The organism is Acinetobacter pengchengensis (assembly GCF_982235305.1).
Genome location: NZ_CEVATJ010000001.1, coordinates 892,150 through 913,384, shown reverse-complemented (window position 1 = coordinate 913,384; position 21,235 = coordinate 892,150). Strand labels below are relative to the sequence as shown.

Sequence of the window (21,235 nt, the reverse complement as noted above, 5' to 3'; positions counted from 1 at the left end):
GTTTAGATAACTATATGATTATTAAATATTACAATCCATCACAAGAGACTTGGGTTAGCGCTTTAAAAGATGATGGGACTGAAAATGAAAATTTTGAAACTGAAATTAAAAGCAAGTTCAAATCCTCATTACAAATGCCTAATATTATGGTACTTGCAGGCAGTGGCACTTCATTAGGTAAGGTAGTTAACGGCCCTCAAATGTGGGATTTATGGGTAGCTTGTACTACAGAGGGTATGGAAAAAATTGCTAAAGATTGTTTTAGTGAAAGTAAATACAGTGCTAGTGATGCTAAAAATCAGAATATAGAAGTATGCCTATCTCATTGTGAAGCTTATTTACAAGTTGGTGAAGAAAAAGAAAAAACCGAACTATTTACAAATAAATGTAAAGAGCTAATTTTAGAAAAATGTAGGTTTATCAATGATAAAGATACTCAACTAATTGGTCATAAAGAGTTTATTAGAAAACTAGCTAGAAGAAAGTCAACAGATCCAAGGGTTAAACTTTTTACGACTAACTATGATACGTGTTTTGAAGATGCTGCTGGATTATTAGGCATCACTGTAATAGATGGGTTTTCCTTTTCAATACCTCGCATTTATGATGCTAGATTTTTTGATATAGACATTGTCCGTAGAAATACTACTAGCTCATCAACAAATATCCATTATTTAGAAGGTGTCTACCAACTTTATAAGCTACATGGATCTATTAATTGGAGCCGTGATAAAGAGATTCCTTATATCATTAAGCAATCGGAAAATGTAACGGCTGAAGACAGTTGTATGATCTTTCCTGCAAAAGGGAAATATCAGCAATCATATATACAGCCACATCTAGAGTTAATTGCTCGTTTCTCACAATCTTTAAGAGAACCGAATACATGCTTAATTATTGCTGGATTTGGTTTTAATGATGATCATCTATCTGAGCCAATATTATCAGCCATTCTTTCTAACCCTCATTTAAAAGTTATTATTGTCTCACCTAGTATTGAACAAGATTTTAGTAAATCTACATCTGAAACTTCAAAATATTGGAAAATATTTAAGAAGATTGCTGATGATAGAAGAAATGATGAGATTTTCTTTATAAATTGTGATTTTCAACAATTTTCCAGTCTTATTCCTGACCTTACAGCTTTATCTCCTGCAGAGAATTTGCATGAAAATATGAAGAAATTGTTCAATGGAGGCACACATGCATAATGGTGTAATCAAACCAGAATTACTTTTTGGAAAGGTAAACGCTGTTACTGCCAATTCTGTCAATTTTGAATATATTAATTTTCAGCACCTAGTTACCTACTTTCGCGGCAAACGCTATGGAAAAGGCGAAGTTGGTGAATTCATATTAATTGAAAGTCAGGTCAACTTAATTCTTGGACGCATTGTAGAAATAAAAAAGGATGATTTAAATAAATCTAATTTGGATATCGCAGGGAGAATTCAACTCTTAGGAACAATTCAAATGGATAATCTGCACGTCACAGCAGGGGTCGAATACTATCCAAATATCAATGATCTTATTTATTCAGCTCCACATGAGCTTATCGCTCAACTGCCCAAACGCATGAATAAAGAAACATCAAAGGTTGAGTTTAATATAGGTTTTATTGATGTAGATCAAGGCTGTGATATAACCGTAACACCAGAAAAACTTTTTGGACGACATTTAGGAATTCTAGGTTCTACTGGTGGAGGTAAAAGTTATACGACAGCAAAAATTTTAGAGGAGTGTGTAAAATTTAACTCTAAAATTATTATTCTTGACCCAACGGGAGAATATAAAGATTTCATTGGTGATGATATTGAAAATATTCATTTGGGTGAACCTATCAACCCTTCAATAGATTCTTGTCAAGTAAGTTTACCTGTTGAATGCTTTCAAGAGGCTGATTTTATTGCATTATTTGAACCATCTGGAAAAGTTCAAGGGCCTAAATTTAGAGATGCTATAAGAAGTTTAAGGCTTGTTCATATTTTAAATAAACAGAAACAACATTTAGATAAAATTGAACATGGCATTTTTTGGAAAATTAAAAAAACAGAGCAATCTTGGAGAGACTGTGTAAATTCTATTGGTGGTACAACACTCCTTGAACATCCATCAACACCGTTCGATCCTTTAAAACTTAGTAAGCAAATTAGAGAAGAATGTATTTGGCCACCTAGAGCAGATGGGCTTTGGAGCGAAGATCAGCAAAGTTTCAGTTACTGCCTTGCATTAGTTTCAAGAATACATGGGATAACGACATCCAAGACTTTTGAGTTTGTTTTTAGACCAAAAGAATTACCAACACTCGTGCAAAAAATTGATAGTTTTTATAATTCAAATAAAAAAATTTTGAGAATCGATCTAAGTGATGTAGGTTTTGAATTTAAGGCTAGGGAAATTGTTGCTAATGTAATTGGAAGACATCTGTTGAACCTGGCGAGGGATCGAAAATTTTCTGATAAACCAATAGTTATTTTCTTAGATGAGGCTCATAACTTCATCGGTAAAAGTATTGGAAATGAAGATACTATTGCTAAATTAGATTCATTTGAATTAATTGCTAAAGAAGGTCGAAAATTTGGGTTGAATATTTGCTTGGCAACCCAGCGACCAAGAGATATTACAGAGGGTGTTTTAAGTCAATTAGGAACATTGATTGTTCACAGACTTACTAATGATCGTGATAGAGAAATCATAGAACGTGCCTGTGGTGAAATAGATAAAGTAGCTTCAAATTTTTTACCAAGCTTACAACCTGGCGAAGCTATTCTTATTGGCAACGACTTTCCCATTCCATTAACTATCAATATTCATAAGCCATCGATTACACCTAATTCATCTGGTGCTGATTTTCAAAATAAGTGGTCTTAATATTTATTGTTTGATTGCGTAGAAGTAATGGGCAGTTTTTATAATTTGTATATTATTAACTAGTAAGATTCTTTTACAACTCCTCCTTTTAAAGCAAAAAAGATCTCATTAAGAGATCTTTTTTGTATGTTTTATATAAATTACTGTACTAGTAATAACTTTATGGGCAGTTTTTTTATTTTTGCAGATGAAATGAATATTTATAAAGCAAACAATACATTTCTGATGATGAACGTGTTGACGACTTAAACTTTCATCCCTAAAATGCCCACAGATTCTCCAATAGCTCAGTCGGTAGAGCGACGGACTGTTAATCCGCAGGTCCCTGGTTCGAGCCCAGGTTGGAGAGCCAATCTATTCTCCCATAGCTCAGTCGGTAGAGCGACGGACTGTTAATCCGCAGGTCCCTGGTTCGAGCCCAGGTGGGAGAGCCAAATTCTAAAAAATCCCACGCAGCATGACGTGGGATTTTTTTGGCTATTTTTATCGTTTTTATAGTGGATATGATGTTCTAAGCGAATTGAACATGCCCAACTCTCCCCTTAAATTAAGATTAAAAAATGCGATGAAGATCGGGGAGCTCTTCTTGTGATGCCTCTATTTTTTCGCTACCTTAAGTTCATCAACAACAATAAAACTTGAAAGCCCATGCAAGCGCCTTGGTTAAAATCCCTGATTTTTTGGACAATTCTGATTGTGGTGATTTTTGCAATTTTTCAATGTACGCAAAAATCTGAAAGCAATAAAACTGCCGCGACACTCATGTATGAACGTCTGTATCAATGCAGTCGTGATCTGAACGTGCAGCAAAAAGCAACATTAAAACAAATTCAAAGCCAAGTGAAATCAGATCTGACCCAGCAAGAGATGCTGCGATTAATTAATTTATGTCGCAAAACTAACCCTCAACCGACACGCGAAGATTATATCAAAGCCATTCAAACACTCTAAAACTGTTATACAACAAAGCTAGACGATTATTTTTAAAGCAGTTAATCAATAATTACGGTTTTTTTTCAATTCCAGCTTGACCAAAAACAGATACCCACATAGAATGCGTGACAGATTCTCCCATAGCTCAGTCGGTAGAGCGACGGACTGTTAATCCGCAGGTCCCTGGTTCGAGCCCAGGTGGGAGAGCCAAATTACTTAAAAAAACCCACGCAGCATGACGTGGGTTTTTTATTCCTGCTGCTTAGGGTCTAACGACACTGCATCATCTATGTTTGAATCCAGTCAATCGACTTTTTTGCTTATTGGCAGCTTGGCGAGCCTTGCCCTGTTTATCTTAGTTTTTCAGCCATTATTTTTTCCCAAGAAAAATTTTTATCCCAAACCGATGATGACGGCTTTTGAACGCAGAATGTTTATGCGTTTAAAACAGGCTTTTCCTGAGTATCACATCTTGGCGCAAGTGGCATTTAGCGCATTAATCACCAATAGCCACTACAAAATTCGTGCGCTGTTTAATCGTAAAGTGACTGATTTTGTAATCTTAAATGCAGACATGCACGTTATTGCAATTATAGAGTTAGATGATCATTCACATATTGGCAAAGAACAGGAAGATGCAGAACGGGACGCAATGTTTCACGAGGCAGGTTATCGCGTTGTCCGATACACCGAAATTCCAAGTATCAGACAATTGCAATCAGATTTGAGCTAAAATCTTCAACTCGATATTAAGGTGTAGCTTCTGAAGCGGCTTGTAACTGACTGGCCTGCTTTGCTTGTTGTTCTGCAGCTTTACGCGCTTCAATACGCGCAATAATTTCTGCCTGCTGTTGTTTATATTTTTCCTGATTTTTAGCATCACTATTAACTGCTAAAAATGCCATACTGACCAAGAAAATAGGAATCAATAAACCTAAGCTTGCCAAAAAAATCATCTTTTTTAGGCTTGGCTTTTTTGCAGCTGCTTGCTGTTCAGACTGTGACATCATCTTTTCCTAATTCTAACTTCAAAATGACGCTCAATATATCAGAATAATGCTGATAGTGCTTTGTACATCAGGTATGTACGTTCTAATGCTCAGTTTATTTTTTAACAGAAAAAATTGATCAGCCATCTAATAAAAAAGCACCCGCCGCACAATACCATCAGATGCTTTACTCAGTTTTTTATCGCACAAAAATATTTACATTAAAGCCAATACAATTCCTACAAAAATAATCAGCCCAACCCAACGGTTATGACGAAATGCCCAAAAACAGCGTAGCGGGTCTTTATCTTTGGTTTTACGCCATTGATATATAAAGTCTGCCACCACCACCAACAACGCTGCCAAACCAAATGGAATCAGTAAATTTTCTAACCACAATGCCGTACCAATCAAAAGCACACTGCCCGCTTGCAACAATGAAATAATTGGAATGTCGTAGCGACCAAATAAAATTGCGGTAGATTTCACTCCAATTTTTAAATCATATTCACGGTCTGTAATTGCGTATTGGGTGTCATACGCCACAGTCCATGCCAAATTGCCAAAATACAATAACCAGCAAGTGAGATCAGGCGTTGCGCCAACAGCGGTATAAGCCATGGGAATAGACCATGAAAATGCCGCCCCTAAGAACACTTGTGGCAAATGGGTGTAGCGTTTCATGAATGGATAAATAAACGCTAAAAACAATGCCCCAAACGACCAATAAAACGTTTCAATCGGTAAGAACAACAACATGGCTGCACTAAGTGCAACTAAATCTAAGAATACATAAATGGCTTCTTTGGCACTAATCACACCCGTCGCTAAAGGACGTGTTTTGGTACGTTCCACATGACCATCTACATTACGGTCAGCAAAGTCATTAATGGCACAACCTGCGGCGCGCATAAAAATTGTGCCTAGAATCATAGGGATTAATATCCCGATAGATGGCATGCCCTGATTGGCAATCCACAAGGCCCACATTGTAGGCCAAAACACCAGTTCTGTGCCAATTGGTTTATCGAAACGACACAAATAATAATATGCTTCTAAACGCTCACGCCACGTGATCTGCTGTGCCAATGCCATACCAATCTCGTATCTTAATGTTGTTGAATAAATTGCTCAAAACGCGGTAAGAAAGTTTCTTGCACAATAAACTTACAGCCATGCCAAGTATAGCAACTTTGCCGTGTCCAGCCTTCATCGAGCAAAACCACACGCCTTTGACATAGCGGATTGGTGCGCTGAAACAAAAACCAGCCAATCGGTTTATTGCCAATATGCTGAAATAAACGGGCTTTGCTTTGTAAACTTAGAATCGGAAAAATACTTTTGGCTTTGACCCACGGCTGTTCATCACAGCCATATAAATAGCTTTCACGTACCCATGAAATGTGCCAATGTGGCATTTGCATCCACTGGGCATCTTGTAAATTTAAACGCTGAAAAGATTGCTGCAGTGGTTCAACTTTAAATTGTCCAGCTGCGAGCTGAGTCAGTTGTTGGGTCAAAGAACCTGCTGCATAGAGCCATGTTTTTAATTCAGCAGGCAGATTTGCCTGTTTGGGAAAAATAGGCTGTGTTCGCATGTTCTGCCACCTTAACAAGACAGCCTAGTTTAGCCCAAATTTAGGCAAAGTTTTGTGACCGAGGGCGTAATTTCCTGCAATTATCCATAATAAATTAAGCGATTTCTTATATTTTGATAAAATCCATACCAATTCAAATCATGATTGCCCAATCTAAAACAAAAAACCCGCCGAAGCGGGTTTTCAAGTTTGAAATTTTCGAGTATTACAAGCTGTAGTACATATCAAATTCAACTGGGTGAGTTGTCGTGTTCAAACGGCGTACATCTTCAGTTTTCAATTCGATATAAGCATCAAGCATGTCTTTGGTGAATACACCACCTTTTAACAAATAGTCATGATCTTCCTTCAAAGCATCAAGCGCCATTTCTAGGTTGTGTGCCACAGTTGGGATTTTTGCTTCTTCTTCAGGTGGAAGGTCATACAAGTTCTTGTCTGCAGCTTCACCTGGATGGATCTTGTTCTGGATACCGTCAATACCAGCCATCAATAATGCAGCGAAACCTAGGTACGGGTTCATCATTGGATCAGGGAAACGTGCTTCGATACGTTTGCCTTTCGGGCTAGAAACGTATGGAATACGAATAGAAGCAGAACGGTTACGCGCAGAATAAGCCAACATAATTGGTGCTTCAAAGTGCGGTACTAAACGCTTGTACGAGTTTGTAGATGGGTTAGTGATCGCATTCAATGAACGAGCATGTTTGATCACACCACCGATGAAGTACAATGCCATTTCTGAAAGGCCTGCATATTCATCACCAGCAAATAAGTTTTTACCGTCTTTAGAAATTGACATGTGTACGTGCATGCCTGAACCGTTATCACCAACCATAGGTTTAGGCATAAAGGTTGCAGTTTTTGCATACTGATGTGCTACGTTCCAAACCGCATATTTGAACTGTTGCACTTCGTCTGCTTTACGCACCATTGTGTTGAAGCTCACACCAATTTCTAACTGGCAAGATGCAACTTCGTGGTGATGTACTTCTACACGACCAGGACCCATGATTTCTTCAATTTTTGCACACATATCTGCACGCATATCGTGGTGAGAATCAACTGGAGGAACCGGGAAGTAACCGCCTTTAACGCGTGGACGGTGGCCAGAGTTACCAGACTCGTAGTCTTTACCTGTAGACCAGGCCGCTTCTTCTGCGATTAAGGTGTGGCGCGCGCCAGACATATCGATGTCCCATTTTACTTCGTCAAATACGAAGAATTCTGGTTCAGGACCAAAGAAAGCAGTATCACCAATACCGGTAGATTTTAAATATTCTTCAGCACGGCGAGCAATAGAGCGTGGATCGCGATCATAGCCTTGACCTGTAGATGGTTCGATGACATCACAAGTCACAACCACTGTTGGCTCAGCAAAGAACGGGTCAATGAAACCAGTTGCAGCATCTGGGCGTAAGATCATGTCTGATGCTTCGATTCCTTTCCAGCCAGCAATTGAAGAACCATCGAACATTTTACCGTCTTCAAATGTATCTTCATCAATAGTGTCTGCTGGGTAAGTCACGTGTTGCTCTTTACCTTTAGTGTCTGTAAAACGGAAGTCTACCCATTTTGCGCCACTTTCTTGGATGAGTTGAAGGACCTTGTTCGCCATGCTCATTTTGCTCCGATGTTTTTTGTTGCACCCGAAAGTGCGTGTTAGTAGTTGGCAGTTATAAAGCAATTAGCGTACCAACTTTTAAAAGCAAAGCTAAAACCATGAATTCCGTATGAGAATACATCATTTAAAAAATTGCTTTGTCGCTATTATACTGTCAGAAATATGATTTGCACCATATTCAAACACTGTTCATTTGATTTGATTTAAAACTGCAAAATATAGCACTATTTTGGTGCATTTATGTTTTGTTTCTGTTGAATTGTAGATCAAAAAATAGCTCAACCTGTAACTACGCAGCCATTTTTGCGGTGTTATGCTTGGTCCAACAATATTAAATACATTTTATTTTTTATTGAGCAAAAATAATAAAATCGTTTAACAATTCTAAATCTGCATTCTTTTGAGCAACCCGATTAAAAATACCTATACTGCGGATTTGTATTTTCTATCGAAACGCTGCAACCAAACCAACCGACTTGAGCCACAATAGCATGCGTCAGGATGCTACTTTTTGGCGCATTTTTGAATGCTATCTTAAGTGTGAAGCTAAAATATGACTGCTGAATGACCCAGTTTGATCAAATGATCTTTTCTTTCAGACCAAACCTGAATAATGCGCAACAAGCTTTGAAATGATGAATGCGCTGATAAGCTTTAACAGGGATTATCATATAAATAGTCAGCAGAAAATGCTTATTATTTGCTATGATGATCAGTGCTTCCTTATTCCACCTTCTTTTCGACAAGAAAAAATAAAGTCCTTTCTCATTATAGGCGCCGGAATAAAGCAAATTATCCCAGACTCTTCAGCACTTAAAGTGTTTAATTTTCAATAGGTTAGCTCATGCTTTTAATGATCGATAACTATGACTCTTTTACCTACAACATCGTCCAGTATTTTGGCGAGTTAAATCAGGAAGTAAAAGTCGTTCGTAATGATGCCGTGACATTAGAAGATATTGAGCGATGGCAACCCAAGTATTTAGTGATTGGCCCAGGCCCTTGTTCCCCATCTGAAGCAGGGATTTCCATTCCTACAATTCAGCATTTTGCAGGCAAAATTCCGTTACTGGGCGTGTGTTTAGGACACCAAAGTATCGGACAAGCCTTTGGCGGAAACATTGTGCGCGCTAAAACCGTGATGCATGGTCGTTTATCCGATATGTACCACAGCAATACAGGTATTTTTAGCAATCTGCCTTCACCATTTTCTGCAACCCGTTACCACTCTTTGGTGATTGATCAAGCAACCTTGCCAGATTGTCTGGATGTGACATGCTGGACCAAAGAAGCAGATGGTTCGATGGAAGAAATTATGGGTTTGAAGCATAAAATTCTACCAGTTGAAGGCGTGCAATTTCACCCCGAATCGATCCTGAGCCAACACGGACATCAAATCTTTAAAAACTTTTTGGAAATTTACGCATAATGAGCGAGTCAAATCACATGAATATTCAACAAGCACTGAACCATATTACAAAACAAATTCACCTGACTCAGCCTCAAATGGAAGATGTAATGCGCGCGATTATGTCGGGCGAAGCAACAGACGCTCAAATTGGTGCATTGATGATGGGCTTACGCTTAAAAGGCGAAAGCATTGATGAAATTACTGCTGCTGCACGTGTAATGCGTGAGTTTGCAAACAAAATTGATGTCAGCGATATTCCGTACCTTGTGGATATTGTAGGTACAGGTGGCGATGGTCAAAACCTATTTAACGTATCTACCGCCTCTGCTTTTGTAATTGCAGCTGCAGGCGCAACCATTGCCAAACATGGTAACCGTGGTGTTTCAACCAATTCGGGTTCATCTGACTTGCTTGAGCAAGCAGGAATTAATCTTGATTTAAATATGCAACAAACTGAACGCTGTATTCGTGAAATGGGCGTAGGTTTTTTGTTTGCACCGAATCATCACACAGCCATGAAGTATGCAGTTGCACCACGTAAAGAGCTGGGTATTCGCAGTATTTTCAACTTGCTGGGGCCATTGACTAACCCTGCTGGTGTAAAGCGTTTTGTGATTGGTGTATTTAGCAATGAATTATGCCGCCCGATTGCAGAAGTGATGAAACAGCTTGGTGCTGAGCATGTCATGGTGGTGCATTCTAAAGATGGTTTAGATGAAATTAGTCTTGCTTCGAGCACTTATGTTGCAGAACTTAAAGAGGGTGAAATTACCGAATGGGAACTTACGCCAGAAAGCGTAGGGATTGAATCTCAAACTTTAACAGGGCTGATTGTAGAGAACCCAGCTGAAAGCTTGAATCTGATTAAAGATGCATTAGGCAAAAACAAATCAGACAAAGGCGAAAAAGCGGCCAATATGATTGCTCTCAATGCAGGTGCAGGTATTTATGTATCAGGCTTGACCAACAGCTACCAACAAGGTGTGGCTTTGGCACATGACATTATTTATGGTGGACAAGCTTTGGAAAAAATGGGCGTGTTGTCTGAATTTACCAAAACGCTTAAACAGTATGAAGCTTAAGACAGGTTAGGAAGAATCATCATGGTTGATATTACAAATACAATTTTAGGTAAAATTGTAGAACGTAAGCAGGAAGAATTTGCCGAGCGTCTGAAGCAACGTAGTTATGCAGACTTAGAAGAATTGGCACGTGCAGCAACACCTGTACGTGGCTTTGCACAAGCCTTGCACAGAAAACGCCCTGCTGTAATTGCCGAAATTAAAAAAGCATCTCCATCTAAAGGCATCATTCGTGAAAATTTCAATCCTGCCGAAATTGCACAGCAATATGAAGCCGCAGGAGCAGCCTGCTTATCCGTACTCACAGATATAGATTTCTTTCAGGGTGCAGATGAAAATATTCAAATTGCCCGTTCGCACTGCAGCCTACCCGCCCTGCGTAAAGACTTTTTAATTGACCCTTATGGCGTGATTGAAGCGCGTGCTTTGCATGCGGACTGTATTTTGCTCATTGTGTCTTGTTTGTCCGATCAGCAATTGCAAGAAATGTCTGAAACGGCGTTTGAACATCATTTAGATGTGTTGGTAGAAGTGCATGATGAAAGCGAACTCGAACGTGCACTAAAACTGTCTGAACGCTGTATTTTAGGGGTCAATAACCGCGATTTAAAAACCTTTCAGGTCGATTTAAATAACTCATTGCGTTTAAAAAATCTTTTACCTCCTTCTCGCCTTTTGGTTACAGAAAGTGGTATTGCGACTCCTGAAGATGTACGCATGATGCAGGAACACGATATTCACAGTTTCTTGGTAGGCGAAAGCTTTATGAAACAAGAACGTCCAGACCTTGCCTTTCAGGCACTGTTTGGTCAGCCTGAAAATCTTTAATTCATTCAAAGTACCATGAGTAAACATGATTCCTCGCTTTCTAAAAAACAGTACAAGCTACTGAAGTCTTTTAAAAAGCAAATCACTCAGCCACATTCTTCTCCTATTGCCAAATCGTCTGAACCCAAAGTTCAGACGCCTGAGCAACAGCAGGAAGATGATTTGGCGTTGTTTCATCAGCAAATGCAAGGTGTCCAAAAAATGGATGCTGGCAATATTGCTAAACTTGAAACACCTGCCAGAAGAAAACCTGATGCACAAACACTGGCCAAACGTGCAGCTGCCATAGGGCCTATGCAAACCGATGACACATTTCTGTCAGATACCCAAGCCATGCTCAACCCTGTAGGTAGCCAAGCGTCGCTGAGCTATCGTATTGCAACCTTGCAGCATAAAGTCTTTGAAGATTTAAAAGCAGGCAACTTACGTTGGTTTGAAGCTGTGGATCTGCACGGTTGTACGGTAGAAGAAGCACGGGCAGCAGTTTTACAAATTATTCAAATGGCTAAAGATGAAAACCAGAACGTGATTAAAATTGTGCATGGCAAAGGCCCTGAAGCCATTTTAAAAACTTATGTAAATGGTTGGCTGCGTCAGCATCGTGATGTTTTGGCTTTTGTGAGTGCGCCTGAAAAACAAGGTGGCACTGGCGCAGTTTTAGTGTTGCTCAAACGCAGCGAAAAAAACCCAAAGTTTAAACAGTAATCGGTTTCATCTTTTAAACAAGGCATTGCAATAGTTTTCTGTTACAATGCCGTCCTTGTTCAATATCAGTGTAAGTGAACACGTCTTATGTCTATGCAGCAATCCTACGCAAACATCCTAACCGCCGTTGGTGAAGATCTTAATCGTCCAGGTCTAAAAGATACGCCGATGCGTGCTGCTAAAGCTTTTTCGTATTTAACTTCGGGCTATAGCCAAACACTAGCCGAAGTAACCAATAATGCCGTATTTCCATCCGACAACCGTGAAATGGTCTTGGTGAAAAATATTGAGTTTTACTCACTATGTGAGCACCATTTATTGCCATTTTATGGTCGTGTGCATATTGCCTACTTACCAGAAGGCAATGTATTGGGCTTGTCTAAATTTGCCCGCATTACCGAAATGTTTGCTCGTCGTTTGCAAATTCAGGAAAACCTGACTCAGCAAATTGCAGAAGCCGTGGCTGAAGTGACCAAAGCACGCGGTGTTGCTGTGGTGATTGATTCAGCCCACATGTGCATGATGATGCGCGGAGTAGGCAAACAGGAATCGACCACACGTACCGTGTCTTTTGTAGGTGACTTTAAAACCGATAAAGAAGCTCGTCGTGAATTTTTAAGTGCGGTGCCTGAAAGTTTTTAAATTGTGGCTAAATTCCACAGTCAAACAAAAAATCCCGAAATTTATGTTCGGGTTTTTTTGGGGTCTAGATTAAAAATTTAGCTAGATACATCTTCATCTTTAGCCTACAGACACATTATTTCGTCCATTATTTTTTGCCATATACAAGGCCTTATCCACTTTTTCAAAAAAACGTTGATAGTCTGGATGCCCATCATACTCATGCACACCAATACTAACGGTAAAGTTAAATTATTCACCTGTTGATGTTTTTAATGTGGCTTTTTCGACACGTTTACGAATATTTTCTGCGACCACCAAGGCACGATCAATAGTGGTATCAATCTGTAACAGTAAAAATTCCTCACCACCAAATCGGAAAGCATAATCACTGCCTTTTGCATATTGCAAAATCACATCAGCTAAAAACTGTAATGCATCATCCCCTGCTGCGTGTCCATAGCGGTCATTGATTGATTTAAAATGATCAGCATCTATCGCCAACAATGTTAAAGGCGAATTATTTTTTCGTGAAAAATTAATTTCACGTGATACGATGGTATTTAAATAACGGCGGTTGAGCAGTTGGGTTAAGGCATCATTGCCCGAACTAATATATTCAGACACCTGAAAAATTTGATCGACCAGATGTAAAATTTTACGATTCTTGGCACGAATGGATTGAATCATTTCAATCGCCTGTGCCTGGCTCTCACATTGACCAATTTTCTGAATTAATTCATCTACCTGATAAATAAATTCGGTAATGGTTTGTACTTGTTCTGAACTTGAAAATGCATAAGCCGCTTTATGAATAAACCATAAACCAAATTCTGTTTTGGATAAAATCGGCTGCGTCATTTTGGTGTGATCAGACACCACCTGAAACATCAGCTCATTTTCCCAATCCAGCAAAGTTCCGCGTTGTCGGTCTTTTTGCACGGCAACATCTTGCATGGCAGAAAATAGGCGATAGGTATGTTTCATATCATTATGTACTTCGACCTTCATTTCATAAGATCGGCACATAATTTCTGTGGCAAAGCATAAAATTTGGCTTAAATAATTAAACTGATTTAAGTTGCTATTGGCTTCTGTTGCAAAAAACTCAAAAGCCTTTTTTATAATAACGCGCACACATCGAATAATCAGCCAAGATGGAATTTGTACACGTGCATGCACATCGCCCACTTTAAATTGCTTTTCTACAATCTCGTTATAATTGTGTTGAAACGGAACTTCAAAACTGGAAATTAGCCACTGATATAAAGAGTTTTTTAAGCGATTTTTCACCATCTCTGCAGACAAAAACTCTGTCGCATGTTCTTCAAGCAACATTTGCTGATAGAACTCGATCACAAAATCTTCTGCGTGGGCTTGAATAAACTGGGATGTCGCTTGCAAATCTTCTGGCTTAAATTGCTCGCAAATTGACTTCCATTGCTCTGCAAGCTCATGCGTACACTCTTGATACATCCACAACAACCCAGCCAAAAGAAACTGCTAGATTTTAACGGGTTTCACCAGCAACTCAACTTGTTTAGCTGGTTTTTTACAATTTAGCTGGTTTTTTACAATTCAATATAAATTCAACAGCTCTTTAAAAAAAATGCACATAGCCTAAACTGGTCTTGTTCCAGTCCTGTTTGTCCTGTTGTTGATATTCCCAACCCAATCGCAACACATGCTGCGGGTTGAGTACATATTGCAACTGGCTGTTCAGCTTAAATTGCCATTGGTGACGATCTTCCCAATACGGTAATTCAAGCTGAACCAAACTATTCATGCGTGCTGACCAGATATTTTGACAACCCAGTGTTGGGCCAATTCCAACACGCCAGCCTTTGTCTAAAGCCTTACCCGCTTGCACGTGATTTTGAATTTGTGCATAACATAAATGCTCACGCGCTTGATTAGCCACGCTATAACCAAACTGTGTTTTTAAACTCAAAACACCATGCTGTTCTGTTTCGCTAAAAGCACCATGTGAATTCAAGGCTTCTTGCTGCCAACCCAAATTAAAGCCCCAACTGAGTGATGTTTTAAATGCGGTCAACGGGTTATAAGAATTCACCGAGAGTAAATCTAACTGATTCAGTTTTAAGCGGTCTTCACGATATTGCACAGAAGCTTCTAAAAAGTTGAGTTGGGTCCCTGTACGAAAACCACCTTGCGGATCAAGCAAATCATGGTAAGCCTGTCGATGACTCAACTCTACAAAATGCTCGCCTTGCACTTCGCCAGTACGCACCGCAAAATTGCGTGCATGATGCCCCTGTACAGGATCAACCTGAGGGCGTGCGACATCCTGACGTTGTTTTTCTAAATTGATCTGACTTCTTAAACTTAAAATTTGTCTAAGTCGCGGTTGCGCGGTGTTGGCTTCAATTTTGCGTCCAATCAGTTTTAGATACAAATCGTCATAGGCCATTTCCAGAATTTTAGCTTGATCGATTTGGCTGTGATTTTGCAAAACTGCCGCCACATTTTCAGGTTCTGCTTCAGCCACTTGATGCGCTGTTTTTGCCAAAGCCGTACCATGCTGTCGAGCTTGTGCCAATAACTGGGTTTCCAAAGCAGGACGATAAACTACATCGGCAACTAAGTTTTCCTGTTCTATAGCTTTCAACGTTTCAATTGGGATAGATGCCACTTTAAATTGTTGTTGTAAATTCAGTTCAGGGCGTACCAGATCAATTAACCCTAGTAAACGATAGGCGCAATTATCACTAATAAAATAATAAGGGAATTGCACATGCTTCATTTCCCAAATGTGCTGCACTAAAAAGGTGGTTTCTTGTTCATTCAGTGCCAGTTCATATTCCCATAAATCACGGCTTTCTAAATCGCCATATTCTTTTACTTTGCGGTAATACGGCATCAGTGAATATTCACCTGGATATTGCCCTGTAAGTCCTTTCCATGCATAAGACCAACCTTCACTGCCAGTGACGGTTGCTGCATAATTGACAGCATAGGAAATTAAATTCAGTTGTTTTTGATCTTTCGGGTCTAATCGCAACAAAGTATGCCCGAACATAGAGCTTGGATTGCCCATAAAGTCTGTGGCATAAATCAGCACTGCTTTATAGGGCTTAATTTGCCCAATCCATTCATCCAATTCAGGGCATTGCACCTGTGCTAAGTCCTGTTGAGGAATATTTAATTGTTCAATCAGCCAACGACTGCGTGCAGGAAATTTACACTGCACCGATTGATTGGCAGGCGCTGTTTCAAATAATGCCTGCACATTGCGAAGTAACTCTTGGTCTAAATTGCTTCCACCTTGTTCCAACACAAAATAGCCCGCATATTGCACTTCACTTTTGCCTTGCTGCGCATACATTAAGCGCTGCCAAGTCACCTGTTCTGCTAAGTGCAAATCTTTGGCTTTTTGCACATAATTGCTTGCAGATGTGGCTAAAGTTTCAGCCCTTTGTGCCACAGAACTTGGAGAAAGTTGTTGAGTCAGGCTGGTTGATATTTCAGAAGATAAAGCAAAAACCGTAGGAGATAAAAAAACCAAACTAATTAAAACAATTGATTTCATGGACATTTTATAAATTTTATATACATATTTAGGCTTAAACGTATTCTTGTGCTATAAAAAAACCCTGCAATTACACAGGGCTTTCATTCAAACTTAAACGTATGCTTTTAATACGTCATCATTTGCCATTACGTTTTGTAAAGAAGCCAGAACTTCTAAAGACGTTTGATTTTCTGCAGAATAGATTGAAGCAAAGTTTTGCTTAGAAACTGTAAAGAAGTGTGCTTTGTCTTCAGCTTTAATGCTTAGTAATTCAGCCAATACGTTTAAGCTTTCACCTTCACCAACTGCCATATCACGTGCCAATGATTCAGCATTTTCATTGGTAAAAGTTACGACTTGTGCAGTTACTGTACCTGTACCGCTACAACCTAAAGTACCAAATGTAATACCAAATAATTGGTTAGCAAAAATACCGTTGGTGGTTGCTGCTAAAATTTTAGCCACTTTACCAGACTGACCTGCCCAAACTTGTGAACCGATACCACAACCTGCATCACGGTCTGCAAATGCTGCTGTAGAACCCACTGCCAACACTGCAGCCAATGCTAATTTTTTCATCATAGTCGTACTCCAGAAATTTATTATCCGAAAAGTTATGCTTCGAATCATTATTATTGCTTTGTGTAACTTTTATTACACCGCTTTAAGATAGCGAGATGTCACTCAGAAGGCAAAACATTTATACCAAAGTCATGCATTATTTTTGTAGCGTAAGATCATCCCTGAATTGAGTCTGTTTTCGGAGCCTCATCTTTAAGTGTCCATCGTCCTTGAGCATCACGAATACCAAGTATTTGCATGACTAAAACTAGACTCAATAGCAGCAACAAGTACCAAGAACCTAGTTTGCCCCAGCCGACCATGTGCCACGAATCAACCTGACTTGGATACAACCAAATTTGATAAAAGGTGCTAATGTTTTCTGCCACCCAAATAATAAAAGCCAACAGCAGCAATACAGGCAACATCGGCAGTTGCAATTGAGACTGCTGTAATTGAAAACGAATTTTGGTTTTCCAGAAAATCACAACGCTCCACGCAAACAAGCCATAACGAATATCGGGGATAAAAAACTTGCTCATGAAGTTGAGATAAGACAACACTGCCAAGGCCAGCATATTGCCAAAAGTCGGCAAATTCCGTAAAGATACCCGATACAAACGCAAAGAACGCGCAAAGAAACTGCCAACTGCAGAATACATAAAGCCTGCAAAAAGCGGTACGGTCGTAATTTTAAAGACAGCAGGTTGAGGATATTGCCACGATGCAATTTGTGGATGGGTTAAAAAAATTTCCATAATCATCGCTAAAATATGAAACAAGGCGATGACTTTGGCTTCAGCCCAAGATTCTAGTTTTAAATATAAAAGACAAACCTGAATGATTAAGGCATAAAACAGCAAATAGTCATAACGAAAAAAGCCAAAATATTCCTGACTGGCCATAGGTGCTGTAAATGCAAATGCAATCAGCAATAAAATTCCAAATAAGGCAGCCGAAGCTGCCTTAGTCGAAAATTCAAATCCTGACTTCAGCCATGTTCGCCACATCATGATTTGACGACCCGACTGAAGCTCACGTTACCCATTTCCATCTACAACTAACTGATCTATATGATTGCTTTTATTATAGATATTTAGCGCTGTATTCATGTACAGTATCGATAAACACTTTAGGACGTTCAGGGTCAACCCATTGGGTAATACCATGACCCAAGTTGGCCACATAACCAGTTTTTTCACCATTGGCGTAAGCATCATCCAGCATTGTACGAGTAGCTTTGGCAATCGCTTCAGGTGAACCATATAAAGTGGCAGGGTCTAAGTTTCCTTGTAAAGCCGCACGACCATTTACAGTTTGACGTGCCACATTCAGTGGTGTTGTCCAGTCCAAACCAAAGGCATCTGCACCTGTTGCAATCATTGGCTCAAGCCATTGACCACCGCCTTTGGTGAATAAAATAACAGGAGTTTTACGGCCATCTTTTTCACGCTGCAGACCTGACACAATCTTTTGCATATAATTCAATGAAAATTCAATATATTCACGATGTGCTAATGCACCGCCCCAACTGTCAAAAATTTGAACAGCCTGTGCGCCTGCATCAATTTGTGCATTTAAATACTCAGTCACTGCATTGGCTAAACGGTCTAATAGTGCATGTAAAACTTCAGGCTGTGCATACAGCATCTGTTTGATGAAACGGAAATCTTTGCTTGAACCACCTTCCACCATGTATGTTGCCAAAGTCCACGGGCTGCCTGAAAAACCAATCAAAGGCACTTGTCCACCCAAAGCAGAACGAATGGTCGATACCGCATTCATGACATAGTCTAAGTCTGACTTGGCGTTAAATTTTGGTAAATTGGCAACGTCTTGCTCAGTACGTACCGTTTTACGAAACTTTGGCCCTTCGCCTGCTTCAAAATACAGACCTAAGCCTAGTGCATCGGGAACTGTTAAAATATCTGAAAATAAAATAGCAGCATCTAATTCATAACGACGCAAAGGCTGTAAAGTTACCTCACAGGCAAATTCAGTATTTTTGCACAGAGAAAGAAAATCTCCTGCCTGCGCACGTGTTGCACGATATTCTGGTAAATAACGTCCTGCCTGACGCATCATCCAGACGGGGGTGCAATCTACTGGCTCACGTAATAAGGCACGAAGAAAACGATCATTTTTTAAGGTCGTCATTTACTTTCCCAACTCATTTTCAATCTTGCAGCCATCATATCAAAAAGGTTGAAGTTTTAATAACTTGATTTCTGGCTCGCCTTTTCAATTCATATTTATGTGAAATACATCACATAAACAAAAGTCATAGTAAAAAAGGAGTTATCTTGCATAATTACACAAAACAACTACTGCATCTCCTTAGTTTTTCTGTAATACTTGGCTAGTTTTTATCTATGTAAATGAATAATTCTCAAGGTTGAATTACATGTTAGTTCGCACAATACTCGCAATGAGTTTAAGTTGCATTTTTGCAGGAACTACTTTTGCTGCATCTACTGCTGAACAACCGTTAAATCCACAAGTGATTAACAATAACGCTATTGAAGATCCGATTGATCCTTTAGCGACAGAAGCATCAGCTGCACAAAATAATCTGAATGGAACAGAAACTGCTATAACGCAACAAGAACAAAATGATTTAAATACAGCATCAAAAACTTTGGATGATCTTCACAAAACTGAAGATACCACTGCCGATGTAGGCACTGCACCAACCACAAATTCAGCAAGCCAGGCTGCTACAACCAATACAGCAGCAAAAGCTTCATGGACGTTAGATGGCTTAAATAACGCCACTTGGTATGAAAATATTGGTAAAGGTCAGTTCCCTGTGTATGCACGTGCACATGTGATGCTGAACAATTCACATGCTTCTCCAGGCGCAATTGATGGTACCAGTGGTAAGAACACCCTAAAAGCGATTGCATCTTTCCAGCAAATGAATGGCATTAGTCCAACGGGTATTTTAACCAAAGAAACTTGGGATGCGCTGGTTGCACGTCAAGGTTCCCGCCCTGCATTTATAGAATACACGGTTACTGAAGCGGATTTAAAAGGTCCTTATGCGAAATCTATTCCACATGACTACGCAGAACAAGCCAAAATGAAAGGCTTGTACTATACCCGCGTGAGTGAAATGTTGGGTGAAAAATTCCACATGGATGAAAATTTCTTAAAGAAATTAAATCCGAATGCAACATTTAACAAAGTGGGTGAAAAGTTATTGGTGACGAATGTTCGCAATGACTTACCTGAAGATATTCACCTGATTGTGGCGCACAAAGGTGCAAAACAACTGTATTTGTTCAACAAACAAAACCAAATGGTCGGCTCATTCCCTGCAACCATTGGCAGTTCAGATACACCATCGCCAACAGGGACTTATAAAGTGACAGGTGTTGCACCAAACCCATGGTACAGCTATTCGCCAAGTAACTTTATTCAGGGCAAAAACTTAAAACCGCTATCTTTACCACCAGGTCCTAACGGCCCTGTAGGGAATATCTGGATTGGTTTAAGTAAAAAATCTTTCGGTATTCACGGTACACCAAACCCATCGACCATTTCAAAAACGGCGTCGCATGGTTGTATCCGTTTAACCAACTGGGATGCAAACGATTTAGGTCGTAAAGTACGTGCTGGCGTGACTGTAAAATTCCTTGAATAATCAGTGATCGCTTTAAATAGCAAAAGACCCACGTGTTTACGTGGGTTTTTTAATGCTACGATCAAAGGCTAAGATGTCAAGCTTCTGCAAATCTTGCAATTATGAGAACGGCATGTTGCTGTTCGCCTCTAGGTCGGCTGCGTTGAAAAGATTAAGATGAGTTTAAGTTACATAATGCTAGGAGGGAGCATTATCATGAATGCTTATTTATACCGTAGTGAGGCTTTGTTGCACTAACCTATCTCTAAGGCTTATTCCACAATATAATTTTAAATGAATAAGCCTACACCTAAAATGTGCAATCTTTTCTAGTAGAAATGAAGAATTAAGCCGCTAAATTTTTCTTAAGCTCGTCTTCCACAATGCCAATTTCCAACTCACTGAAACGACGAATCTCCCCTTCTGCATGTTTTTCCAACATACCGCCAATCAATGGCACTTTAACCTTAATTGTCCAGTTTAATTGAATATCAATTTTTTCATGATCGCCCGTCACGCTACGCTCACCTTTGGCCTCTAAAGGCAAGTTTGCACCAAGCTCCACGGTTGAAGTTAGGGTAGTTAAATGGGTCACATCATTTCGTTTTAAACGAAATGCATCTTTTAATAATTTTTTAGCCATATCGGGAATATTAACATCCAAATTATAGGCACGGCGTAAAGTGTAAATATCACCATTTTTTTTAGATTCTAAAATTTCCAAATTTTCACCAGGAATACGCTTGCAAACTGCTTCATGCAAAGCAACATCTGCCACTAAACGCTTAAATTCGTCAATTGAAACGCCATGAATCGTCGCGTTTACAGTAAATTGATGAGCCATTTGAGTTCCTTTTA

19 protein-coding genes, 3 tRNA genes and 1 pseudogene are annotated in these 21,235 nt (G+C 39.4%); 13 read left to right on the top strand and 10 right to left on the bottom strand.

All coding sequences use genetic code 11. The features are described 5' to 3' along the window. Positions 1-14 precede the first annotated feature (14 nt). The 7 genes from AC0T5Z_RS04450 (at position 15) to AC0T5Z_RS04420 (ending at position 4,537) form a co-directional block, all read left to right on the top strand. The gene (locus AC0T5Z_RS04450) at positions 15-1,211 is read left to right on the top strand and encodes an SIR2 family protein (RefSeq protein WP_179996910.1); all 1,197 of its coding nucleotides are present in this window, start codon (positions 15-17) and stop codon (positions 1,209-1,211) included. Beyond that, on the top strand, positions 1,204-2,871 hold the full coding sequence (locus AC0T5Z_RS04445; protein WP_179996851.1) for an ATP-binding protein: 1,668 nt from the start codon (positions 1,204-1,206) through the stop codon (positions 2,869-2,871). The genes AC0T5Z_RS04450 and AC0T5Z_RS04445 overlap by 8 nt, the downstream gene beginning before the upstream one ends. A gap of 276 nt (positions 2,872-3,147) precedes the next feature. Continuing rightward, positions 3,148-3,223 (top strand) — tRNA-Asn (locus AC0T5Z_RS04440). A 6-nt stretch (positions 3,224-3,229) separates the two neighbouring features. Then, positions 3,230-3,305 (top strand) — tRNA-Asn (locus AC0T5Z_RS04435). 214 nt (positions 3,306-3,519) lie between these two features. Continuing rightward, positions 3,520-3,822, top strand: coding sequence for a hypothetical protein (locus tag AC0T5Z_RS04430; protein ID WP_291335455.1), 303 nt, complete (start codon positions 3,520-3,522; stop codon positions 3,820-3,822). A 116-nt stretch (positions 3,823-3,938) separates the two neighbouring features. Further along, positions 3,939-4,014 (top strand) — tRNA-Asn (locus AC0T5Z_RS04425). A 79-nt stretch (positions 4,015-4,093) separates the two neighbouring features. Then, positions 4,094-4,537, top strand: coding sequence for a DUF2726 domain-containing protein (locus tag AC0T5Z_RS04420; protein ID WP_435336751.1), 444 nt, complete (start codon positions 4,094-4,096; stop codon positions 4,535-4,537). Positions 4,538-4,553: 16 nt separating this feature from the next. Here AC0T5Z_RS04420 and AC0T5Z_RS04415 read toward each other — a convergent pair whose 3' ends face one another. From AC0T5Z_RS04415 to glnA, 4 genes are all read right to left on the bottom strand, one after another. Beyond that, positions 4,554-4,811, bottom strand: a complete 258-nt coding sequence (locus AC0T5Z_RS04415; protein ID WP_291335459.1) for a hypothetical protein — start codon at positions 4,809-4,811, stop codon at positions 4,554-4,556. A 198-nt stretch (positions 4,812-5,009) separates the two neighbouring features. Beyond that, positions 5,010-5,888, bottom strand: coding sequence for a 4-hydroxybenzoate octaprenyltransferase (gene ubiA / locus AC0T5Z_RS04410; RefSeq protein WP_291335461.1), 879 nt, complete (start codon positions 5,886-5,888; stop codon positions 5,010-5,012). Positions 5,889-5,902: 14 nt separating this feature from the next. Continuing rightward, positions 5,903-6,391, bottom strand: a complete 489-nt coding sequence (locus tag AC0T5Z_RS04405) for a chorismate--pyruvate lyase family protein (RefSeq protein ID WP_291335464.1) — start codon at positions 6,389-6,391, stop codon at positions 5,903-5,905. A 205-nt stretch (positions 6,392-6,596) separates the two neighbouring features. Then, the gene (gene glnA, locus AC0T5Z_RS04400; RefSeq protein WP_435336750.1) at positions 6,597-8,012 is read right to left on the bottom strand and encodes a type I glutamate--ammonia ligase; all 1,416 of its coding nucleotides are present in this window, start codon (positions 8,010-8,012) and stop codon (positions 6,597-6,599) included. Positions 8,013-8,856: 844 nt separating this feature from the next. Between glnA and AC0T5Z_RS04395 the strand changes: the two genes are divergently transcribed. The 5 genes from AC0T5Z_RS04395 to folE all read left to right on the top strand — a co-directional run bounded on the left by AC0T5Z_RS04395 (position 8,857) and on the right by folE (position 12,680). Next, positions 8,857-9,441, top strand: coding sequence for an anthranilate synthase component II (locus tag AC0T5Z_RS04395; RefSeq protein ID WP_435336749.1), 585 nt, complete (start codon positions 8,857-8,859; stop codon positions 9,439-9,441). A gap of 17 nt (positions 9,442-9,458) precedes the next feature. After that, positions 9,459-10,505, top strand: coding sequence for an anthranilate phosphoribosyltransferase (trpD, locus tag AC0T5Z_RS04390; protein WP_291335470.1), 1,047 nt, complete (start codon positions 9,459-9,461; stop codon positions 10,503-10,505). Positions 10,506-10,526: 21 nt separating this feature from the next. Then, on the top strand, positions 10,527-11,333 hold the full coding sequence (gene trpC / locus AC0T5Z_RS04385; protein WP_291335472.1) for an indole-3-glycerol phosphate synthase TrpC: 807 nt from the start codon (positions 10,527-10,529) through the stop codon (positions 11,331-11,333). Between the two features lie 15 nt (positions 11,334-11,348). Then, positions 11,349-12,038 (top strand): Smr/MutS family protein, encoded by a 690-nt coding sequence (locus AC0T5Z_RS04380; RefSeq protein WP_291335474.1) that lies wholly within the window; start codon positions 11,349-11,351, stop codon positions 12,036-12,038. A 93-nt stretch (positions 12,039-12,131) separates the two neighbouring features. After that, positions 12,132-12,680, top strand: coding sequence for a GTP cyclohydrolase I FolE (gene folE, locus AC0T5Z_RS04375; protein ID WP_171062567.1), 549 nt, complete (start codon positions 12,132-12,134; stop codon positions 12,678-12,680). A gap of 99 nt (positions 12,681-12,779) precedes the next feature. On the opposite strand, the pseudogene AC0T5Z_RS04370 reads toward folE, so the two are convergent. The 5 genes and pseudogenes from AC0T5Z_RS04370 to hemE form a co-directional block, all read right to left on the bottom strand. Continuing rightward, positions 12,780-14,135 (bottom strand): annotated as a pseudogene (locus AC0T5Z_RS04370) (diguanylate cyclase). 124 nt (positions 14,136-14,259) lie between these two features. Next, positions 14,260-16,209, bottom strand: a complete 1,950-nt coding sequence (locus tag AC0T5Z_RS04365) for an Lnb N-terminal periplasmic domain-containing protein (RefSeq protein WP_435336748.1) — start codon at positions 16,207-16,209, stop codon at positions 14,260-14,262. A gap of 93 nt (positions 16,210-16,302) precedes the next feature. Continuing rightward, the gene (locus tag AC0T5Z_RS04360) at positions 16,303-16,773 is read right to left on the bottom strand and encodes a DUF3015 family protein (RefSeq protein ID WP_168417733.1); all 471 of its coding nucleotides are present in this window, start codon (positions 16,771-16,773) and stop codon (positions 16,303-16,305) included. A gap of 155 nt (positions 16,774-16,928) precedes the next feature. Next, positions 16,929-17,762, bottom strand: a complete 834-nt coding sequence (locus AC0T5Z_RS04355; RefSeq protein ID WP_435336789.1) for a DUF817 family protein — start codon at positions 17,760-17,762, stop codon at positions 16,929-16,931. Positions 17,763-17,838: 76 nt separating this feature from the next. Then, the gene (gene hemE, locus AC0T5Z_RS04350) at positions 17,839-18,909 is read right to left on the bottom strand and encodes a uroporphyrinogen decarboxylase (protein WP_435336747.1); all 1,071 of its coding nucleotides are present in this window, start codon (positions 18,907-18,909) and stop codon (positions 17,839-17,841) included. 247 nt (positions 18,910-19,156) lie between these two features. Between hemE and AC0T5Z_RS04345 the strand changes: the two genes are divergently transcribed. Next, the gene (locus tag AC0T5Z_RS04345) at positions 19,157-20,398 is read left to right on the top strand and encodes a L,D-transpeptidase family protein (RefSeq protein ID WP_291335486.1); all 1,242 of its coding nucleotides are present in this window, start codon (positions 19,157-19,159) and stop codon (positions 20,396-20,398) included. Positions 20,399-20,723: 325 nt separating this feature from the next. Here AC0T5Z_RS04345 and AC0T5Z_RS04340 read toward each other — a convergent pair whose 3' ends face one another. Then, entirely contained in the window at positions 20,724-21,221 is a 498-nt protein-coding gene (locus AC0T5Z_RS04340; RefSeq protein ID WP_435336746.1) for a DUF2505 family protein, read from the bottom strand. Positions 21,222-21,235: the final 14 nt, after the last annotated feature.